A 16,569-nucleotide genomic window follows, 5' to 3' on the forward strand; every position below is an offset into this window, starting at 1 on the left:
CGCCTTCTCGCTCAGACGCGGTACAGCCGATGCTCAGGAAAGACCGATGATGTCGCTGCTTTGCAAATTGACCGTGCCCTGGATCGCGATCTGAAAATCCGCCTTCTTGTCACCGTTTATATCGCCCTGGAGCATGGTCTGCCCACCCTGGAAGATATAACGCAGTTCACCCGACGAGCCGGTGAAATCGCTATTGGCGATCAGGCTGTGGAACTCCTGAAAACCGGCTACCGAACTGTTGGCGTCGATGCTGCTGAGGTCGATCTTGTCCTCGCCTTGGGTGAAGTCCATGATCGTGTCGGTTGCCGCCCGGGTCAATCCGCTGTCCTTGACACCCAGCAGCTTGAAAATGTCGTTGCCGCCCTCCCCCCAGAGGATATCGGCCCCAACGCCGCCGGCAATGATGTCGTTGCCGTCATTGCCGTGCAGCGTTTCTGCGATCGCTCCACCGACGATAGTATCATTGCCGGAAGTGCCCCACACGATCTCGAAACCCTTCACATTCTCGCTGCCGCCGGATGTGCCGAAGGTTGCGGTCTGAGCATTCAAGCCGAGAGCCGCCGTGGTGCCAAGATTGATATTGAGGGGGTCCGTCGTATCAGAAGCAACAGCGAAGACGTCTATCCCGGTGCCGCCGTCCACCTTATCGGTACCGCCGTCGTTGGAGGCGAAATAGACGTCATTGCCCGCACCGAGGCCATATATGTCGTTACCGGCCTGATCGTGGACATATTCGACACTGGCGCCACCGACAAAGGTATCGTTGCCCGCCCCCAGATAGAAATCGCCGGTCACCAGACCGGCACCGGACTCGGTGAATTTGTCGTTGCCAGCTCCGGTCTGGACATCGCCGTAGATGGTACCGCTGTTGGTGATGGTATTGCCGCCATCGCCACCATAGACGCCCCTATAGATCGTCTTGCTGTTGGTGAGGGTGTTGACACCCTCGCCCAGATCGATGCCGTCGACGCTGCCCGAATTGGTAATCTTGTCGTTGCCGTCGCCAGCCGAAATGAAACCGTAGATCACGCCGGTGTTGGTCGCCGTATCATCACCCGTACCCAGCCAGACGGCGCCATCGATCTCCTTGCCGTTGGTAAGGCTGTCATTGCCGGCGCCGAGGTCCAACGCGCCCTGGAAGTACTGGTCGCTTCCGGCGTCATAGCCATAGGCCGCGTCGCCGACGATCAACCCCGTATTGCTGATGACGTCGGCTCCCAAACTTCCAAGTATCGTCCCGTACAACTTTCCTGAATTCTTGATGGTGCTATTGCCTTGCCAGAGGCCTATCGAAACCTGGATATCCCGCTGACTATCATCTGCGAAAGTCAGGAGTTGATCATTTCCAATTACAATGCCGGAGTTCGTAACGGCATTCTTGCCCTCGTTGATCAAGATCGAACCATCGATCTCCCCAGTATTCGTGACGGTATTACCAGCGGTCGGGACTCCGAGGGAATTCAGCGGAGCCGCGCCAAAAAGACCGATATCGCCCTGAATCAGCTTGCTGTTGGTGATGCTGCCAAGCCCGCTGGACCGAATGGCATAGCCACTATCCGTAGAAATCGTCCCAGCGTTCGTCACCGTCAATATCGCAGCGCTGTTATTATAGATTCCGAAATCACCACCAGAGATGGTCGCGCCTGCCAGGTTTTTTACGGAAATTTTTGCGTTGGAATAGAGATTGCTTCCTGAACCGCCGACATAATAGACAGCTCCCGCATCCCCCCGGATAATTCCGGAATTTGCGACATCCAAGGCCGCATTTGTTCCGATGCCGTAGAGGGAACCGTAGATGGAGCCTTCCGCTCCCACATTGACCTTTGTCGTTACAAGGGTGCTCGTGGCCGGCGCGTTCACGGCAAGGCCGTCTCCTTGCAGGCCGCCGACCCCGCCATTGATCGTTACAGTCCAGGGGCCTCCGTCGAGCTGAAGCCCCAGACTGTCGGCGGAAATAATGTAGGAATCCAAATTTACCTTGTAGGTGCTTCCGGCTGCACCCGCCGCGAAGACGCTGTCATGGGTGATACCGGTTGGAAGTACAATGTTGCTCATGGAAAATTCCTGGACTGCGCTCAGTTGGCGATGGAATACCTGATATCCAAGCCACTTCACCTATCGGCTTGGCAGTGAGAACGACCGCGAGCATACATGACGTCTGGTATCCATGCGATGGCTTTACTCTGGCTCCATGCAAATATTTTCAAGCCATAGAAAAAATACCCCTTACAGCAAAATGTGAATTTTACAAAATAAAACAACGTTCAATATTTAGTCTAATTTATTTAAATCTCTCCTTGCAAAGATTTATCACTCCAAAGATAACATCAAAATTTATTATAAAATTATTTCAAGACATTGGAATTAATTACAAAAAACGGCAAGCCTGCCGTTTGCCATTTATACAAACTTGCTTGCCAATTAATGATTTGGTCCTTTAACGACCTTTCTTTGTAATGTACTGTAAAATCGTTGTGTTGTCGCAACGGCGGCGTTGTCAGTTGGTCGCAAGATTAAACCCGGATCGAATTGGCGATGGTCGGTTAGTTTGCGTTCCTTGCCACTGCGAGCATTTGCGACTACGTCCCCCGAGGTCTTCAATTCATGAATGAAATATCACAGAGCACGGGAGAGCCAGAGAAACTCGACTCCGGCCTCGCTGCGCTGTGCGGTGTGGCGAACTATTTCCGAATTGCAGCCGATCCCATGCATATGCGCCGAGAGCTTGCGCTGGGAAACAGGGAGAGCACCCATGTCGATCTGGTGCGGGCTGCAGCCATCGTGGGTCTCAAGGCGCGCACCATCAATGCGGCCAAGGCCAAGCGCCTGCAGTCCATACCGGTGCCGGCCATCGTCAAACTGCGGGACGGTGGCTATGCCATTTATGGAGGCCTGATGGCCTCCGGAGACTATCGGCTGGTCGATCCCGTCACGCGCGTGGCACGCGGCGTGTCGGTGGAAGACCTGCTCGGTCAGATCGAGGCGGACGTCATCCTGGTTGCCCGCCGTCTCAAGGGCCCTGGCATCGATCCGAAAGCCTTCAGCCTGCGCTGGTTCCTGCCGTCGATCTGGCGCTACCGCAAGCCACTGGCCCATGTCCTGGTTGCATCGATCTTCGTGCAGATCTTCGCGTTGATCACACCGCTCTTCTTCCAGGTGATCGTCGACAAGGTCCTGGTGCATCAGGGCTATTCGACGCTCCTCGTGCTGGTCCTCGGCCTGGTCATCATCGGTATCTTCGACGTCTCGCTGCAATATCTGCGCACCTATGTCCTTTCGCATACGACGAGCCGCATTGATGTCGAGCTTGGCCGGCGCCTCTTCCATCACCTCTTGCGCTTGCCGCTCGGCTATTTCGAGACGAGAGCGGCAGGCCAGACCGTCGCCCGTGTGAGGGAACTCGAGACTATACGCTCCTTTCTGACAGGCCAGGGCCTGTTCTCCGCGATCGACCTGTTCTTCACCTTCATCTTCATTGCCGTTCTCTTCCTCTATTCTTGGAAGCTGACGCTGATCGTCATCGCGGCGATCCCGCTCTATTTGATCATCACCCTGCTGGTGCGCCCGCATCTGCGCGACAAGGTCAAGCAGAAGTTCAACACGGGAGCAGAAAGCCAGCAATTCCTGGTCGAGACCGTGGTGGGCATCCAGACGCTCAAAGCCGCGGCCGTCGAGCCGGCAACCCAGTTGCAGTGGGAGGAGCGACTCGCCGCCTATGTCCGCACGGCCTTCGACGCGACGCTCCTGGCGAGCGTCGGCCAGAACGCCATTCAATATGTCAGCAAGCTGATGACCGCCGCCCTGCTCTTCTTCGGCGCCATGGCCGTGATCCGCGGCGAGATCACGGTAGGCGAACTCGTCGCCTTCAACATGATCTCCGGGCAGGTGATGCAACCCATCCTGCGCCTGTCGCAACTGTGGCAGGATTTCCAGCAGGTGCAGGTTTCCGTCGAAAGGCTGGGAGATATTCTCAACACCGTTCCGGAACATTCACCCCGGATGCCGTTGGCGCTGCCGACGCCGCGCGGACAGATCGCCTTCCGGAACGTATCCTTCCGCTACAGGGCCGGTTTGCCGGAAGTCCTCAAAACCATCACCTTGCAGATCAATCCGGGCGAGGTGATCGGCATTGTCGGTCCGTCGGGTTCGGGCAAGTCGACGTTGACCAAGCTGATCCAGCGTCTCTATACGCCGGTGGAAGGACAGGTCTTTCTCGACGGAGCCGATATTTCACAGGTCGACCCGGCTTGGCTGCGCAGCAATATCGGCGTGGTCCTGCAGGAAAACCTGCTGTTTCACCGTTCGGTTCACGACAATATCGCCTTGGCCAATCCGACCATGTCACGCGGCACGGTGATGCAGGTCGCACGCCTCGCCGGCGCCGACGAGTTCATCAGCAAACTGCCGAGCGGCTACGAAACCATCATCGAGGAACGCGGCGCCAATCTCTCGGGTGGACAAAGGCAGCGCCTCGCCATCGCCCGCGCCTTGGCGACAAACCCGCCGATCCTCATCTTCGACGAGGCCACGAGCGCCCTCGACTATGAAAGCGAGCGTGTCATCCATCGTAACATGCGACAGATCGTCAAGGGACGCACGGTCATCATCATCGCCCACCGGCTCGCCGCCGTCAGGAACTGCAACCGCATCATCAGCATGGCCGATGGGCGCATTGTCGAGATCGGCACGCATGACGCATTGGTGGCGAGGAAAGGCGGTCTCTATGCTCATCTGTGGGCGCTGCAGACCAGCCAGGCGAGTGGAGAGGACGTATCGTGAGCACGACCTCACTCTCCCCTGCACGCAAGCGGCCCGTACCGCGGCGATCCGATCAGGAGTTCCTGCCAGCGGCGCTCGAGATTCTGGAAACCCCGGCATCTCCGGCAAGGCTGGCGCTGCTACTGCTCATCTGTGGTTTCCTAGCCAGCGCCCTGGCCTGGTCCTATTTCAGCCGGATCGACATCTTTGCCGTCGCTGCCGGCAAGATCCGGCCGATCGGCCAGATCAAGACCATCGAGCCTCTGGAAACGGGACGCATTCAGGCGATCCGGGTCGACAATGGCGCGCATGTGAAGGCTGGGGACATCCTCGTTGAACTCGACACCGTCGAGACCGAGGCCGACGTCGGCAACATCGCGGCAAGCCTGGCCGCTTATCAAGCCGAAGCCGTGCGGCGGCGGGCAGCGATCGAAACTGCTGAGAAGAACATCATCGATGTGGCCCCCGCTATCCCATGGCCCGAGGCCATTCCCGCCAATGTGCGCGTGCGCGAAGAACAAGTGCTGCGCGATGACCTGGCGAGCCTGCGCGCCGAGCTGAGCAGCTTGACGGCCAAGAAAGCGGTGAAGACGGCGGAACGTGATCGGCTGATCGCCACCACGACCTCCCAGGCGGCCCTGATAGAAACCCTGCAGAGCCGGGTCGACATGAGAAACACGCTGATGGAGAAGAATGCCGGCACGCGCACAAACTTGTTTGACGCGCTCCAGGCTCTCCAGTCGGAAAAATCCGCCCTCGCCGCCAATAATGGCTGGCTGGAGCAGGCGAAGGCCGAGATGGTCACTTTCGCGGTTGAGGCCACCAAGATTCGGGATGCCTTCATCAGCGACAACTCCCAGAAAAAGGCGAATGCCGAACGCCAGGCCGACGACCTCAGCCATCGCCTGATCAAGGCGAAGGCGAGCCTCGAACACAAGACCTTGACCAGCCCGATCGACGGCACCGTGCAGTCCGTCTCCGTGACTACCATCGGCCAGGTCGTGACCACAGGCCAGGAATTGATGCGGGTGGTCCCGGCCAATGCCACGCTCGAAATCGAAGCCTATGTGGAGAACAAGGACATCGCTTTCGTCCATAAGGGGCAGGAGGCCATCGTCAAGGTGGAGGCCTTTCCGTTCACCCGCTATGGAACGATCTCCAGCCTCGTGACGCATGTCGCCGCCGACTCCATCCCTGCGCCGGAAGCACAGCGCGCAGAAGGCGACCCGACGCAGGCCATTCGACAGCAGGATATGTTTGCCGGCGCTTCGAGGGTTCAGGCACTCGTCTATCCCGTCACGCTCACCCCCTCGGCCACCTTCATCGCGGCAGACGGCAACCAGGTGCCGCTCGGAGCAGGCATGACGGTAAGCGTCGAGATCAAGACAGGCAGCCGGCGCATCCTGGAATATCTCTTCTCGCCCCTTGTCGAGGTGTCATCCCAGGCGATGCGCGAGCGTTGATCCGCGGCGCGGAGAACCAAGGCGCCTCCCCTGGAAATATGTCAGTCATCAGCATTCGGCTGCGGAGGTCCCAGATCTGCGTCGGGGATAGCGGAGCCCTGAGGCGGATCGACAAGTGGAGCCTTTGCAGCGGGCGGTGCAACACTGGAAGCCGGCCTCGTCCTGGCGGGAGCCCACGGGCGGGAACCCTCGAGGTCACGCGCCGTGACGATGCGCCAAGTGAGGCGGCCATCGTCGCCGCGGGGGCCGGCATAGAGCGCGATCGAGCCGGCCGCGCGGATCAGCTCGCGGTCCAGTGTCAGGCCAAGCGCGGCACAACGGGCACCGATCGAAACCGGCCCGGCCAGGACGCTGACGCGACCGCAATCCTCTTCGGCAGCGTTGCTGGTCTTGTCGAGCATGAAGACCCCGCCGTCCTCGATAGGCGCAGAACATCCTTCCCTGTCACAGAGGCGCCGTGCCGCCAGAGTGGGATCTTCGGGCTTGCGCCGATCACCCATCGCCAGCAGCCATTGCTGAACGGTGAAAGCGTCGGACCGCTGCGCCAGCACCGTCAACTGATCGCCCTTGCGGACGAGAGCCGCATAGCCGTTGGAGCCGAACAGAGCCACCGGCAGCGGCGCTGTCGCGGCCAGGGCAATGCCCCCGCCAAGGGGCAGCAAGGCCAGCAAAGCGAGACGCGTGCGCAGGATAGTCAGCACAACCAGCGTCAGGGCGAATAATCCGAGAGCAACGGACGAAAATTGCGGCATCACGAGGTCGGAACCGGGCCAAGTAGCAACCGAACGGGCCACCTGCATGAACAAGCCGACCGCCCAGCCCATCGCCTGCCAGAATGGAGCGCCATAGCCGAACGGCTCGGCCACCAGCGCCAGCATGGCGAGTGGCATGATCAGGAAGGAAACGATGGGAGTCGCGACGAGGTTGGAAGCCAGTGACTGCAGGGTGAGGCGATGGAAATGAAAGGCGGAAAACGGTGCCGTGGCAAGCGAGGCGACGATCGTCGTCAGCATCATGGCAAGCACCAGGGTTACCGCTCCTCCAATAGCCCTCTCCCACGCCATCGTGGGTTTCTCTCGCTTACGCCGGCTCCATTGCTCATGTGCGATCACCAGCATTGCCACCGCCGCAAAGGACATCTGGAAGCTCGGCCCCAGCAACTGCTCCGGCGTGGTCAGCAGCACGAAGCTTGCAGCGAGGGCGACGTTGCGCCGGGTGATGGCATTGCGCCCCAGCGCCACGGCCAGCAGCACGATGGCCGTCATCAGGAAGGAACGAACGGTCGCGACCTCGGCACCGGAAAACAGCGTATAGGCCGCGGCCGGCAGCAGAGAGAGCATCGCGGCGAGTTCCTTGGTGCCCCGATAGAGCACAATACGGCGCGACAAGGCCAACACGGCGCGGATGAGGCCAAACAGCCCGCCCGCAAACAGGGCCATGTGCAGCCCGGAAATCGAAACAACATGGTAGAGGCCGGAAGCACGCAGTGCATCATTGGCATCGCCGGGTATTTGGCCGCGTTTGCCGGTAACCTGCGATGCTGCGATCGCCCCATTCTCCCCCTGTATCGTCTCGACGATCCGCCCGGTCAGATGGTTGCGCTGCCGGTCGATCCAGATGGTGAAGACCTCCGCCCAGCTCGCTTCGACCGGGCTGGCGGCAGGTGAGATCTTGCCCGCTGCGAAGCCAACGCCACCAATGCCGTCAAAGAAGGCATCGCGTGCAAAGTCGTAACCGCCCGGCAAGGCAGGTGATGGTGGCGGCCGCATGATGGCCTTGAGGCTGATGCTGTCACCGGCCTCAATTTCGCTGCCCTTGCGGACCGTGAGGCGAATGCGAGCCGGCATGGCGGCAGGCTCCAGTTTCTCCACCGAGACCGGCCGGATGACGATGCGGGCACTGCTGCCCAAGCGAGGCTCGACCGAAAGGACAAGCCCCGTGACGGTTCCCGCCATCGACCGCGAAAGCTGCGGCGCGGCGACGCTCATCGTGCGAAGCTTGGCAGAACAAAAACCTGCTCCTACGGCCGCCAGGCAGACCAGGCTGACATGCAGCCACCAGCGCGCCCGCAAGCCATAGGCGAGGCAGGCCGTGCCCACGGTGAGGAGCGCGGGCAAGACAAGACTGGGCTCTTCCGGTGCGGCGAAATAGGCGATGACACCCAGGCCCAGAAAGATCGGAACGACGAGAGCAAGCTCGAAGGCGGCCATCTCGGCCGCAAGCCCGGCCGCCAGCCAGGCCAGCAGTTGTTGCAGCCCCTGCCCGAACAGCATACCGCCGGGCAGCGCCAATCCCCGCTGTCCCGGCCTTCCACCGAGGACACCAACTCGCGTGCGGCCCCGATCATTCTCAGGCAAAGGCGCCCCCGCCGCTACCGTCCGATGAAACCCTGTGCTAAAGCCCCAAGCTTATTGATGTGATCCGGGTTAGCCAAGAGCTCAACGCTCCTCCGCCCTGATCCGCCCCACCCTTCCTTGGAATTGCCAGCTTCGATGTCCACTCCCGTCGTTACCCGCTTTGCTCCTTCCCCTACCGGCTTTCTCCACATTGGCGGTGGCCGCACGGCTCTGTTCAACTGGCTTTTTGCCAGGGCCAAGGGCGGCAAGATGCTGCTGCGCATCGAGGACACCGATCGCGAACGCTCGACCGATGCCGCCATATCAGCCATCCTGGACGGCCTGGCCTGGCTCGGCCTCGACTGGGACGGGGACCCGATTTTCCAGTTTGCCCGCGCGGCCCGTCATCGCGAGGTCGCCGAGTCGATGCTCGCCCAGGGCAAGGCCTATTATTGCTACGCCACCCAGCAGGAGCTCGAGGAGATGCGCGAGCTCGCCCGCAAGGAAGGGCGTCCGCCGCGCTATGACGGTCGCTGGCGCGACCGCGACCCGGCCACCGCCCCCAAGGACGTCAAGCCGGTGATCCGCCTGCGTGCCCCTATCGAGGGCGAGACCGTCATCCATGACGACGTCCAGGGTACCGTGCGCTGGGCCAACAAGGATCTTGACGATCTCGTCCTGCTGCGCTCCGACGGCACGCCGACCTATATGCTGGCCGTGGTGGTCGACGACCACGACATGGGCATCACCCACATCATTCGCGGCGACGATCATCTCACCAATGCCGCCCGCCAGAAGCAGATCTATGAAGCCATGGGTTGGGAAGTGCCGCATATGGCGCATATTCCACTGATCCATGGGCCTGATGGTGCCAAGCTCTCCAAGCGCCATGGCGCGCTCGGCGTCGATGCCTATCGCGCCATGGGTTACCTCCCGGCGGCCATGCGCAATTATCTGGTGCGCCTGTCCTGGAGCCACGGCGACCAGGAGGTGTTCACCACCAAGGAGATGATCGAGCATTTCGATACGGGTGCCATCGGCAAATCAGCCGCGCGCTTCGATTTCAAGAAGCTCGAAAATCTCAACGGCATCTATATGCGCAACTCGACGGATGAGGAGTTGCTCGCCGCCATCGACCAGTTGCTGCCCCATCTTCCCGATGGCCCGGTGCTCGCCGCCCAGCTTGCCGCCGGCAACGGCGCCAAGCGTTCTCAACTGCTCGCGGCCATGTCGGGTCTCAAGGAGCGTGCCAAAACGCTGGTGGAACTGCTGGACGGCGCCAGTTTCCTGTTTGTCTCGCGCCCCCTTCCGCTGGATGACAAGGCCAAGGCCATGCTGAGCGAGGAAGCACGGGCGACCATCGCCATGCTGTTGCCCCGTTTCGAAGCGCTGACCGAGTGGAACGCAACGGCGACCGAGGCGACGGTACGGGCTGCAGCCGAGGAAACCGGCGCCAAGCTCGGCTCCCTTGCCCAGCCGCTGCGCGCCGCCCTCACCGGCCGCACCACCTCCCCGCCCGTCTTCGACGTGCTGGCCGTGCTCGGCCGCGAGGAGAGCCTGGCCCGCCTCAGAGACCAGGTCGGCTGAGACCAAGCGCCGCATGATCAGCGTTGCCTATCCGTCGGAATTCACGCAATAGGTGTCGCTTTCGCAGCTTTGACGCGAAAGGTTTGAAAAGCTTTCGCGTCAAGGTGGCCCAATCGGGGGAAGCCGGAGGCCTTGGGATCGAGCCCGCGACCGAACCTTCGGTTCACCTCTTCGTCATTCTTGCGGCATTGCAGCAAATGGTCTACCCAACACCGACGGATCGGCGATACGTAGGCCTTACTTGAGCCGGGGGGCTCCTTTCTGGCCAAGGCGTGACCGCGTATTTCCGTACAAGGAGGATTGCATGAGCGGTAACACGGCGACTCTGACTATTGGTGACAAGGCAATCGAATTGCCGACCAAGGCCGGCTCCGTTGGTCCGACGGTTGTTGATATTGCGCCCCTTTATAAGCACACGGGCATGTTTACCTACGATCCCGGCTTCACCTCGACGGCGAGCTGTGAATCCCAGATCACCTATATCGATGGCGATGAGGGCGTGCTGCTCTATCGCGGCTACCCGATCGAGCAGCTCGCCGAGCATGGCGACTTCCTCGAGACCTGCTATCTACTGCTCTACGGCGAACTGCCGACTGCAGCGCAGAAGGCGGACTTCGACTATCGCGTCACGCGCCACACCATGGTGCATGAGCAGATGGCCCGCTTCTTCCAGGGCTTCCGCCGCGACGCCCATCCGATGGCGGTGATGGTCGCCTCCGTCGGCGCCCTCTCGGCATTCTATCACGACTCCACCGACATCTCCGACCCGCATCAGCGCATGATCTCGTCGATGCGGCTGATCGCCAAGATGCCGACCCTGGCTGCGATGGCCTACAAATACACCATCGGCCAGCCCTTCGTGTATCCGCAGAACAATCTGGACTATCCGTCCAACTTCCTGCGCATGTGCTTCTCTGTCCCCTGCGAGGACTACAAGCCCAATCCGATCCTGGCCCGCGCTCTCGATCGCATCTTCATCCTGCATGCCGATCACGAGCAGAACGCCTCGACCTCGACGGTGCGCCTCGCCGGCTCCTCGGGCGCCAATCCCTTCGCCTGCATCGCGGCCGGCATCGCCTGCCTGTGGGGCCCCGCCCATGGCGGTGCCAACGAGGCTGCCCTCAAGATGCTCCAGGAAATCGGCACCGTCGATCGCATTCCGCAATATATCGCCAAGGCCAAGGACAAGAACGATCCGTTCCGCCTGATGGGATTCGGCCATCGCGTCTACAAGAACTACGATCCGCGCGCCAAGATCATGCAGCGCACCACCCACGAGGTGCTGAACGAGCTCGGTCACAAGGATGACCCGCTGCTCGAGGTGGCGCTGGAGCTCGAGCGCATCGCCCTGCATGACGAATACTTCATCGAGAAGAAGCTTTATCCCAACATCGATTTCTATTCGGGCATCACACTGAAGGCGATGGGCTTCCCGACCTCGATGTTCACCGTGCTGTTCGCCCTTGCCCGCACCGTCGGCTGGATTGCCCAGTGGAAGGAAATGATCGAGGATCCGTCCCAGAAGATCGGCCGCCCGCGCCAGCTCTATACCGGTGCGGCCCGCCGCGACTACGTCTCGCCGGCCCAGCGCCGCTAAATAGCGAAGGGCGGATCCTCGGATCCGCCCTTCTCGTTTCCAGTTCCTGCGCTTCCGGCTGACGCGCCCGAATCTCTTATCTCGCCTTGGCAGCAATGGTCTCCAGCACGATGCGGGCTGCTCGTTGCGAGGGCGTCTCTCCCACAACCTGCATGCGCCGATCGATCTCGTCGAAGGCGTGTATCTGGGCACGCCGTTCCTCGGTATTCCCAAGCAATCCGATCATTAGCTCGGCGAGGCGATCCGGCACGACCTCTTCCTGGAAGAGTTCGGGCACCGCCGGGCGGTCCAGAATCAGATTGGGCAGCAGGAAGAAACGTCCCTTGACCAGACGCCTCGCCAGGAAGGCCTCCCAGGCCGGAAAGCGATAGGTGCCGATCATCGGCACCTGCGCCAGGGCCAGTTCGAGCGTCACCGTGCCCGATGCCGCCAGCGCTGCCCGTGCCTGGCGAAAGGCCGCGTATTTCTCATCGGGGTCAGTGATGATGCGCGGCTTCACAGCCCAGCCGGCCGTCGCCTGTCGCAAACGTTCGGCATGGCGCGGTACCGTCGGCAGCACGGCATCGAAAGGCCCGATCCTGGTCGACAAGAGCTCGATCGTCCTGCCGAAATCTTCTGTCAGCAATCCCACTTCACTCGAGCGGCTGCCCGGGAGCACCAACACCAGCGGCCGCGCTCCCTGCCGGATCGCCTCCTCCTCGGCATCGGGCCGCAATTCGCCCAAGCGTTCCATCAGGGGATGGCCGACATAGGAACAGGGCGGACCGTTCAGCCGGCGATAGGCTTCGGGTTCGAAGGGCAGCAAGGCGAGCACATGGTCGACATAGGCCCGCATCGACACGGCCCGGCCCGGGCGCCAGGCCCAGACGCTGGGCGACACATAATTGATGATCGGCAGATGCGGCAGGCGCCGGCGCACACGCTTGGCGACGGCATGGGTGAAATCCGGGCTGTCGATGATCACCAGGCCATCCGGCGGATCGGCAACGATGGCGTCGATCACCTGCCAGGCCCGCCGGTAGATCGTGGGAAAGCGGCCGATCACGGCGGCAAAGCCCATCACCGCGATATCATCGAGGGGAAACAGGCTTTCCATGCCCTCGCGCGTCATGGCGGGGCCAGCCGTGCCCGTGAACACCACGGGCGCACCGGCCTGTGCTCGCAGGGCCTGCATCAACTTGAAACCGAGTTGGTCGCCGGAATGTTCGCCCACGACGATGGCGATCTTCAAAGGCCGATCCGTCATCGTCACACCCCGACAAGGAATAGGTTTGCCGCATCGGCTGCCGCGATGGTGGCATCACGCTCCAGCACGAGAACATTGCCCGCCTCGATGGCGATACCTGCGAGACCGGCCTTCTTGGCGAGGCGCACGGTACGCGGGCCGATGCCCGGAAGGTCGGCCCTGAAATCCTGCTCCGGCTTTGCTGCCTTCACCAGCACGCCGCCATCCTGCTCGGCCACAGGCGGTCGGCCATGGCGCAGCAGACGCCCGAGCAAGCCGGACCGGCGCAAAAGAGCCACCCTCCGGATCATATTGTCGGTGCCCTCGGCTGCCTCGACGGCCAGCACGCGCTTTTGGGCGACGACCACCCCCTGGCCGATATCATCGGCTCCCATGGCGGCAAGAGCGCGCCGGCCGACAGCGATCCCCTCGATCTCGGCCGGACTCGGCGACAAGCGGCCAAGCGGCCCCACGGGCGCCATCAGCGACGGCGCGACGTCCCGAACGCCGACGACTGCATAACCGTGCTTTTCCAGGAAGACGATCACGCCTCGCAGGAGATTGTCGTCACCGCCCTCGAGCACGTTGCGGATTTCATCGAGGTGCCGGACAGCCTGGATGCCTGAGCGTACCATGCCAAGCCCTGGCCGATGCACGGCACCGGCCAGAACCACCCGGCCAGCGCCCGCCCGAGCCAATTCCTGCAGAACCCCCTTCGGATCGATCAGGCTGACGGGATATTGGGCGTAGCCTGCGAAATCGGCGTCGGCAAATCCCTTCAAAGGCAAGATCGCGACAGCTTCGCCTCGCTTTGCAGCCTCTGCCGCGATCTCGGCCGGCAAACGCCCTGCCCCAGCGATGACCGCCAAGGCAGGCAATGCCGAAACCACCCCGGCAACAGGCGGTGTGCTCACGCCTCGCTGCCTGCGAGATCGCGCGCCGCCGCATCGCGCGGCGTTACCAGGGCACGATGGCCGCCGGCTCTCACAAAATCGACGATCTCCATGACCGCTGCCTGATCGGCGAAGGTCTCGGCAACCCTCTCGACCCGCTCATTCAACGTTCCAGCGGAGGCAAACAGCATGCGATAGGCGTGGCGCAATGCATGGATCTGTTCCCGCCCGAAGCCGCGGCGCTTCAGGCCGACGATGTTGAGGCCGGCCAGGCTGGCGCGATCGCCCAGGGCCATGCCGAAAGGAATCAGATCGTTCTCGACGCCGGACAGGCCACCGACGAAAGCATGCGCGCCGACCCGTGCGAACTGAATCACCGCCGCCGCGCCTCCGAGAATGGCGTAGTCGCCCACCGAAACGTGGCCAGCCAGCAAAACACCATTGGATAGAATGATGTTATTGCCGAGCCTGCAATCGTGCCCGACATGGGAATTGGCAAGAAAGGCGCAGCGATCGCCGACCACGGTATGCATGCCGCCACCGCTGGTACCCGGATTCATCGTCACCCCTTCGCGGATCAGGCAATCACTGCCGATGGTGAGATCCGAGGGTTCGCCGGCATATTTGAGATCCTGCGGCTGGTGCCCCAGCGAGGCGAAGGGGAACACCTTGGTACGCGCACCGATGCTGGTACGCCCGGTGACCACGACATGCGAATGTAACGTGACACCATCCGCCAGCGTCACTTCAGGCCCGACAACGCAGAACGGGCCGATACTGACGCCCTCGCCGAGCGTCGCTCCGGCCTCGATGACGGCGGTGGGATGAATGGTCTGTTGAGCCCCCCCGACCATTATTCGGTAACCAGCATGGCGGAAACCACGGCCTCGGCTACCGTAACGCCGTCGACCTTGGCCTCGCCCTTGTACCACCACATGTTGCGGCGATTCTTCAGTTTGGTCAGATGCAGGCGCATCTGGTCGCCCGGGGTGACCGGCTTGCGGAAACGGCACTCGTCGATGGTCATGAAATAGACGACCTTCGGCTTGGCCTTGCCTTCCGTGCTGAGCACGCAAATCGCGCCGGCCGTCTGGGCCATCGCTTCGATCACCAGCACGCCCGGCATCACCGGCTGTTCGGGAAAATGGCCGGTAAAATGCGGCTCGTTGAAGGTGACGTTCTTGATGCCGACGGCGGAATTGTCGCCATCGATTTCGACAATGCGATCCACAAGCAGGAAGGGATAGCGATGCGGCAGCAACGTCAGGAGCTTGCCGATATCTGCGGTTTCCAGCGTTCCAGGGGTTGCTTCACTCATGTAGGTCTCGTTTCCTGAACCGGCTCGGCCTTCGGCCAGAGCGCTTAAGCCAAACTCCATTTCGCCCCCTCAGGGAGCGGATCCCTCATCCGTTCCCTGCCCCGATCGAACCCGCGAATTCTTGACCAGCTTTTTCAGCAGAGCCAGTTCGCGGGCGTAATCGCCCAGCGGTTGGGCCGGCGTGCCGCCCATACGTGCGCCCGGCGGCACATCATTCTTGACATTAGCGGCGCCGGCGATCTGCGCACCCATGCCGATGCGGATATGGCCAACCGTGGCAGAGGCGCCGCCCATCACCACGAAATCCTCCAGAACGGTCGAACCAGAGATCCCGACCTTGGACACCAGCACACAGTGCCGGCCGACCATCACGTTGTGGGCGATCTGCACCTGATTGTCGATCTTGGTGCCCTCGCCGATGATGGTGTCCCGGTTGGCGCCGCGATCGATGGTGGTGCAGGCACCGATCTCGACATCGTCCTGCACAACGACGCGGCCGACCTGCGGCACTTTGAGATGGCCGCGCGGCCCCATCGAAAAGCCGAAACCATCCTGGCCGAGGCACGCCCCGGCATGGATGATGACGCGGTTGCCGACCAGCGAATGCTGGATCACGACATTGGGACTGATTGAGCAGTCGCGCCCGATCCGCACATCCGGACCGATCACGGCATTGGCGCCGACGATGGTGCCGGCCCCGATTTCCGCACGGGGCCCGATGACGGCACCCGGATCGACCGTCACGCCGATCTCGAGCCTCGCCTCGGGATGCACGACGGCACCCGGTGAAATCCCCTTGGCCCCGAAGAAGGATTGGGGGCGTGCCGCATCCGGGAACAGGGCCATGCCGATCTGGGCAAAGGCGCGATAGGGCTCGCGCGCCACCAGCAGCGGTGCATGTTTCGGGGCACGATCGACGAATTTGGGAGAGATCAGGATGACCGCAGCCTTGGACGTTTCCAGCATCGGCAGGTAGTGCGGATTTTCGAGGAAGCTCAGATCGCCCTCCCCCGCATGATCGAGCGGCGCAACCCGTTCGACCGTCAGGTCCAGCGATAGGCCTGCCACGGGTTCCGCGCCGGTGAGCTCGACGATATCGGCAACGGTGAGGCGGTTGCGCGCGTGAAAGAATACCGGATCCGTCATCAAGTCCACGCTACGGTCAGCCCCTCCAAATCCGGCTTCGAGTGGCTGCTCCGAAACCGGTGATCTTTTCCATTATGAATAGACCAGTCCCTTTGCAAAAGCGTTACCGGCCTGGACATTCATGCGCCAGCCCATACACGAGGAAAGGGCCGCGATGCAAAACACCGAATATGTCCGTTCGTTGCAACATCCAGGGGATGCCACTGTGCGAACAAAAAACCGGCCGGCCCCAAGGGACCGGCCGGC

General features: G+C 61.7%; 11 protein-coding genes. 4 read left to right on the plus strand and 7 right to left on the minus strand.

All coding sequences use genetic code 11. The features are described from left to right. Nucleotides 1-33 precede the first annotated feature (33 nt). Nucleotides 34-2,055, minus strand: coding sequence for a calcium-binding protein (locus U1R88_RS05480; RefSeq protein WP_322430324.1), 2,022 nt, complete (start codon nucleotides 2,053-2,055; stop codon nucleotides 34-36). Between the two features lie 549 nt (nucleotides 2,056-2,604). Here U1R88_RS05480 and U1R88_RS05485 point away from each other — a divergent pair. Together U1R88_RS05485 and U1R88_RS05490 are read left to right on the plus strand one after the other, a co-directional pair. Next, nucleotides 2,605-4,779, plus strand: coding sequence for a type I secretion system permease/ATPase (locus tag U1R88_RS05485; RefSeq protein WP_322430325.1), 2,175 nt, complete (start codon nucleotides 2,605-2,607; stop codon nucleotides 4,777-4,779). Then, nucleotides 4,776-6,221, plus strand: coding sequence for an HlyD family type I secretion periplasmic adaptor subunit (locus U1R88_RS05490; RefSeq protein WP_322430326.1), 1,446 nt, complete (start codon nucleotides 4,776-4,778; stop codon nucleotides 6,219-6,221). Before U1R88_RS05485 ends, U1R88_RS05490 begins: the two co-directional genes overlap by 4 nt. 41 nt (nucleotides 6,222-6,262) lie before the next feature. Here the strand turns inward: U1R88_RS05490 and U1R88_RS05495 are convergent, their stop codons facing one another. After that, a complete protein-coding gene (locus U1R88_RS05495) occupies nucleotides 6,263-8,512 on the minus strand; it encodes a ComEC/Rec2 family competence protein (RefSeq protein WP_322430327.1) in 2,250 nt (749 codons plus the stop codon). Nucleotides 8,513-8,713: 201 nt separating this feature from the next. Between U1R88_RS05495 and gltX the strand changes: the two genes are divergently transcribed. After that, nucleotides 8,714-10,144, plus strand: a complete 1,431-nt coding sequence (gltX, locus tag U1R88_RS05500) for a glutamate--tRNA ligase (protein ID WP_322430328.1) — start codon at nucleotides 8,714-8,716, stop codon at nucleotides 10,142-10,144. A gap of 304 nt (nucleotides 10,145-10,448) precedes the next feature. Continuing rightward, nucleotides 10,449-11,741, plus strand: coding sequence for a citrate synthase (gltA, locus tag U1R88_RS05505; RefSeq protein ID WP_311935025.1), 1,293 nt, complete (start codon nucleotides 10,449-10,451; stop codon nucleotides 11,739-11,741). 76 nt (nucleotides 11,742-11,817) lie between these two features. Here gltA and lpxB read toward each other — a convergent pair whose 3' ends face one another. The 5 genes from lpxB to lpxD form a co-directional block, all read right to left on the minus strand. Next, on the minus strand, nucleotides 11,818-12,987 hold the full coding sequence (lpxB, locus tag U1R88_RS05510) for a lipid-A-disaccharide synthase (protein ID WP_322430329.1): 1,170 nt from the start codon (nucleotides 12,985-12,987) through the stop codon (nucleotides 11,818-11,820). A gap of 2 nt (nucleotides 12,988-12,989) precedes the next feature. Further along, on the minus strand, nucleotides 12,990-13,880 hold the full coding sequence (locus U1R88_RS05515; RefSeq protein WP_322430330.1) for an LpxI family protein: 891 nt from the start codon (nucleotides 13,878-13,880) through the stop codon (nucleotides 12,990-12,992). Continuing rightward, a complete protein-coding gene (gene lpxA, locus U1R88_RS05520) occupies nucleotides 13,877-14,713 on the minus strand; it encodes an acyl-ACP--UDP-N-acetylglucosamine O-acyltransferase (RefSeq protein WP_322430331.1) in 837 nt (278 codons plus the stop codon). Before lpxA ends, U1R88_RS05515 begins: the two co-directional genes overlap by 4 nt. Continuing rightward, entirely contained in the window at nucleotides 14,713-15,177 is a 465-nt protein-coding gene (gene fabZ / locus U1R88_RS05525) for a 3-hydroxyacyl-ACP dehydratase FabZ (RefSeq protein ID WP_068296063.1), read from the minus strand. The genes lpxA and fabZ overlap by 1 nt, the downstream gene beginning before the upstream one ends. A gap of 69 nt (nucleotides 15,178-15,246) precedes the next feature. Further along, nucleotides 15,247-16,323, minus strand: a complete 1,077-nt coding sequence (gene lpxD / locus U1R88_RS05530; protein WP_322430332.1) for a UDP-3-O-(3-hydroxymyristoyl)glucosamine N-acyltransferase — start codon at nucleotides 16,321-16,323, stop codon at nucleotides 15,247-15,249. Nucleotides 16,324-16,569: the final 246 nt, after the last annotated feature.

The organism is Labrys sedimenti (genome assembly GCF_034424805.1).
GTDB classification, from domain to species: Bacteria; Pseudomonadota; Alphaproteobacteria; order Rhizobiales; family Labraceae; genus Labrys; species Labrys sedimenti.

Coding starts and splice junctions, on each gene's coding strand:
- lpxB (WP_322430329.1), bottom strand. CDS start 12,987: ATGACGGATCGGCCTTTGAAGATCGCCATCGTCGTGGGCGAACATTCC.
- U1R88_RS05480 (WP_322430324.1), bottom strand. CDS start 2,055: ATGAGCAACATTGTACTTCCAACCGGTATCACCCATGACAGCGTCTTC.
- gltA (WP_311935025.1), top strand. CDS start 10,449: ATGAGCGGTAACACGGCGACTCTGACTATTGGTGACAAGGCAATCGAA.
- fabZ (WP_068296063.1), bottom strand. CDS start 15,177: ATGAGTGAAGCAACCCCTGGAACGCTGGAAACCGCAGATATCGGCAAG.
- gltX (WP_322430328.1), top strand. CDS start 8,714: ATGTCCACTCCCGTCGTTACCCGCTTTGCTCCTTCCCCTACCGGCTTT.
- U1R88_RS05485 (WP_322430325.1), top strand. CDS start 2,605: ATGAATGAAATATCACAGAGCACGGGAGAGCCAGAGAAACTCGACTCC.
- lpxA (WP_322430331.1), bottom strand. CDS start 14,713: ATGGTCGGGGGGGCTCAACAGACCATTCATCCCACCGCCGTCATCGAG.
- lpxD (WP_322430332.1), bottom strand. CDS start 16,323: ATGACGGATCCGGTATTCTTTCACGCGCGCAACCGCCTCACCGTTGCC.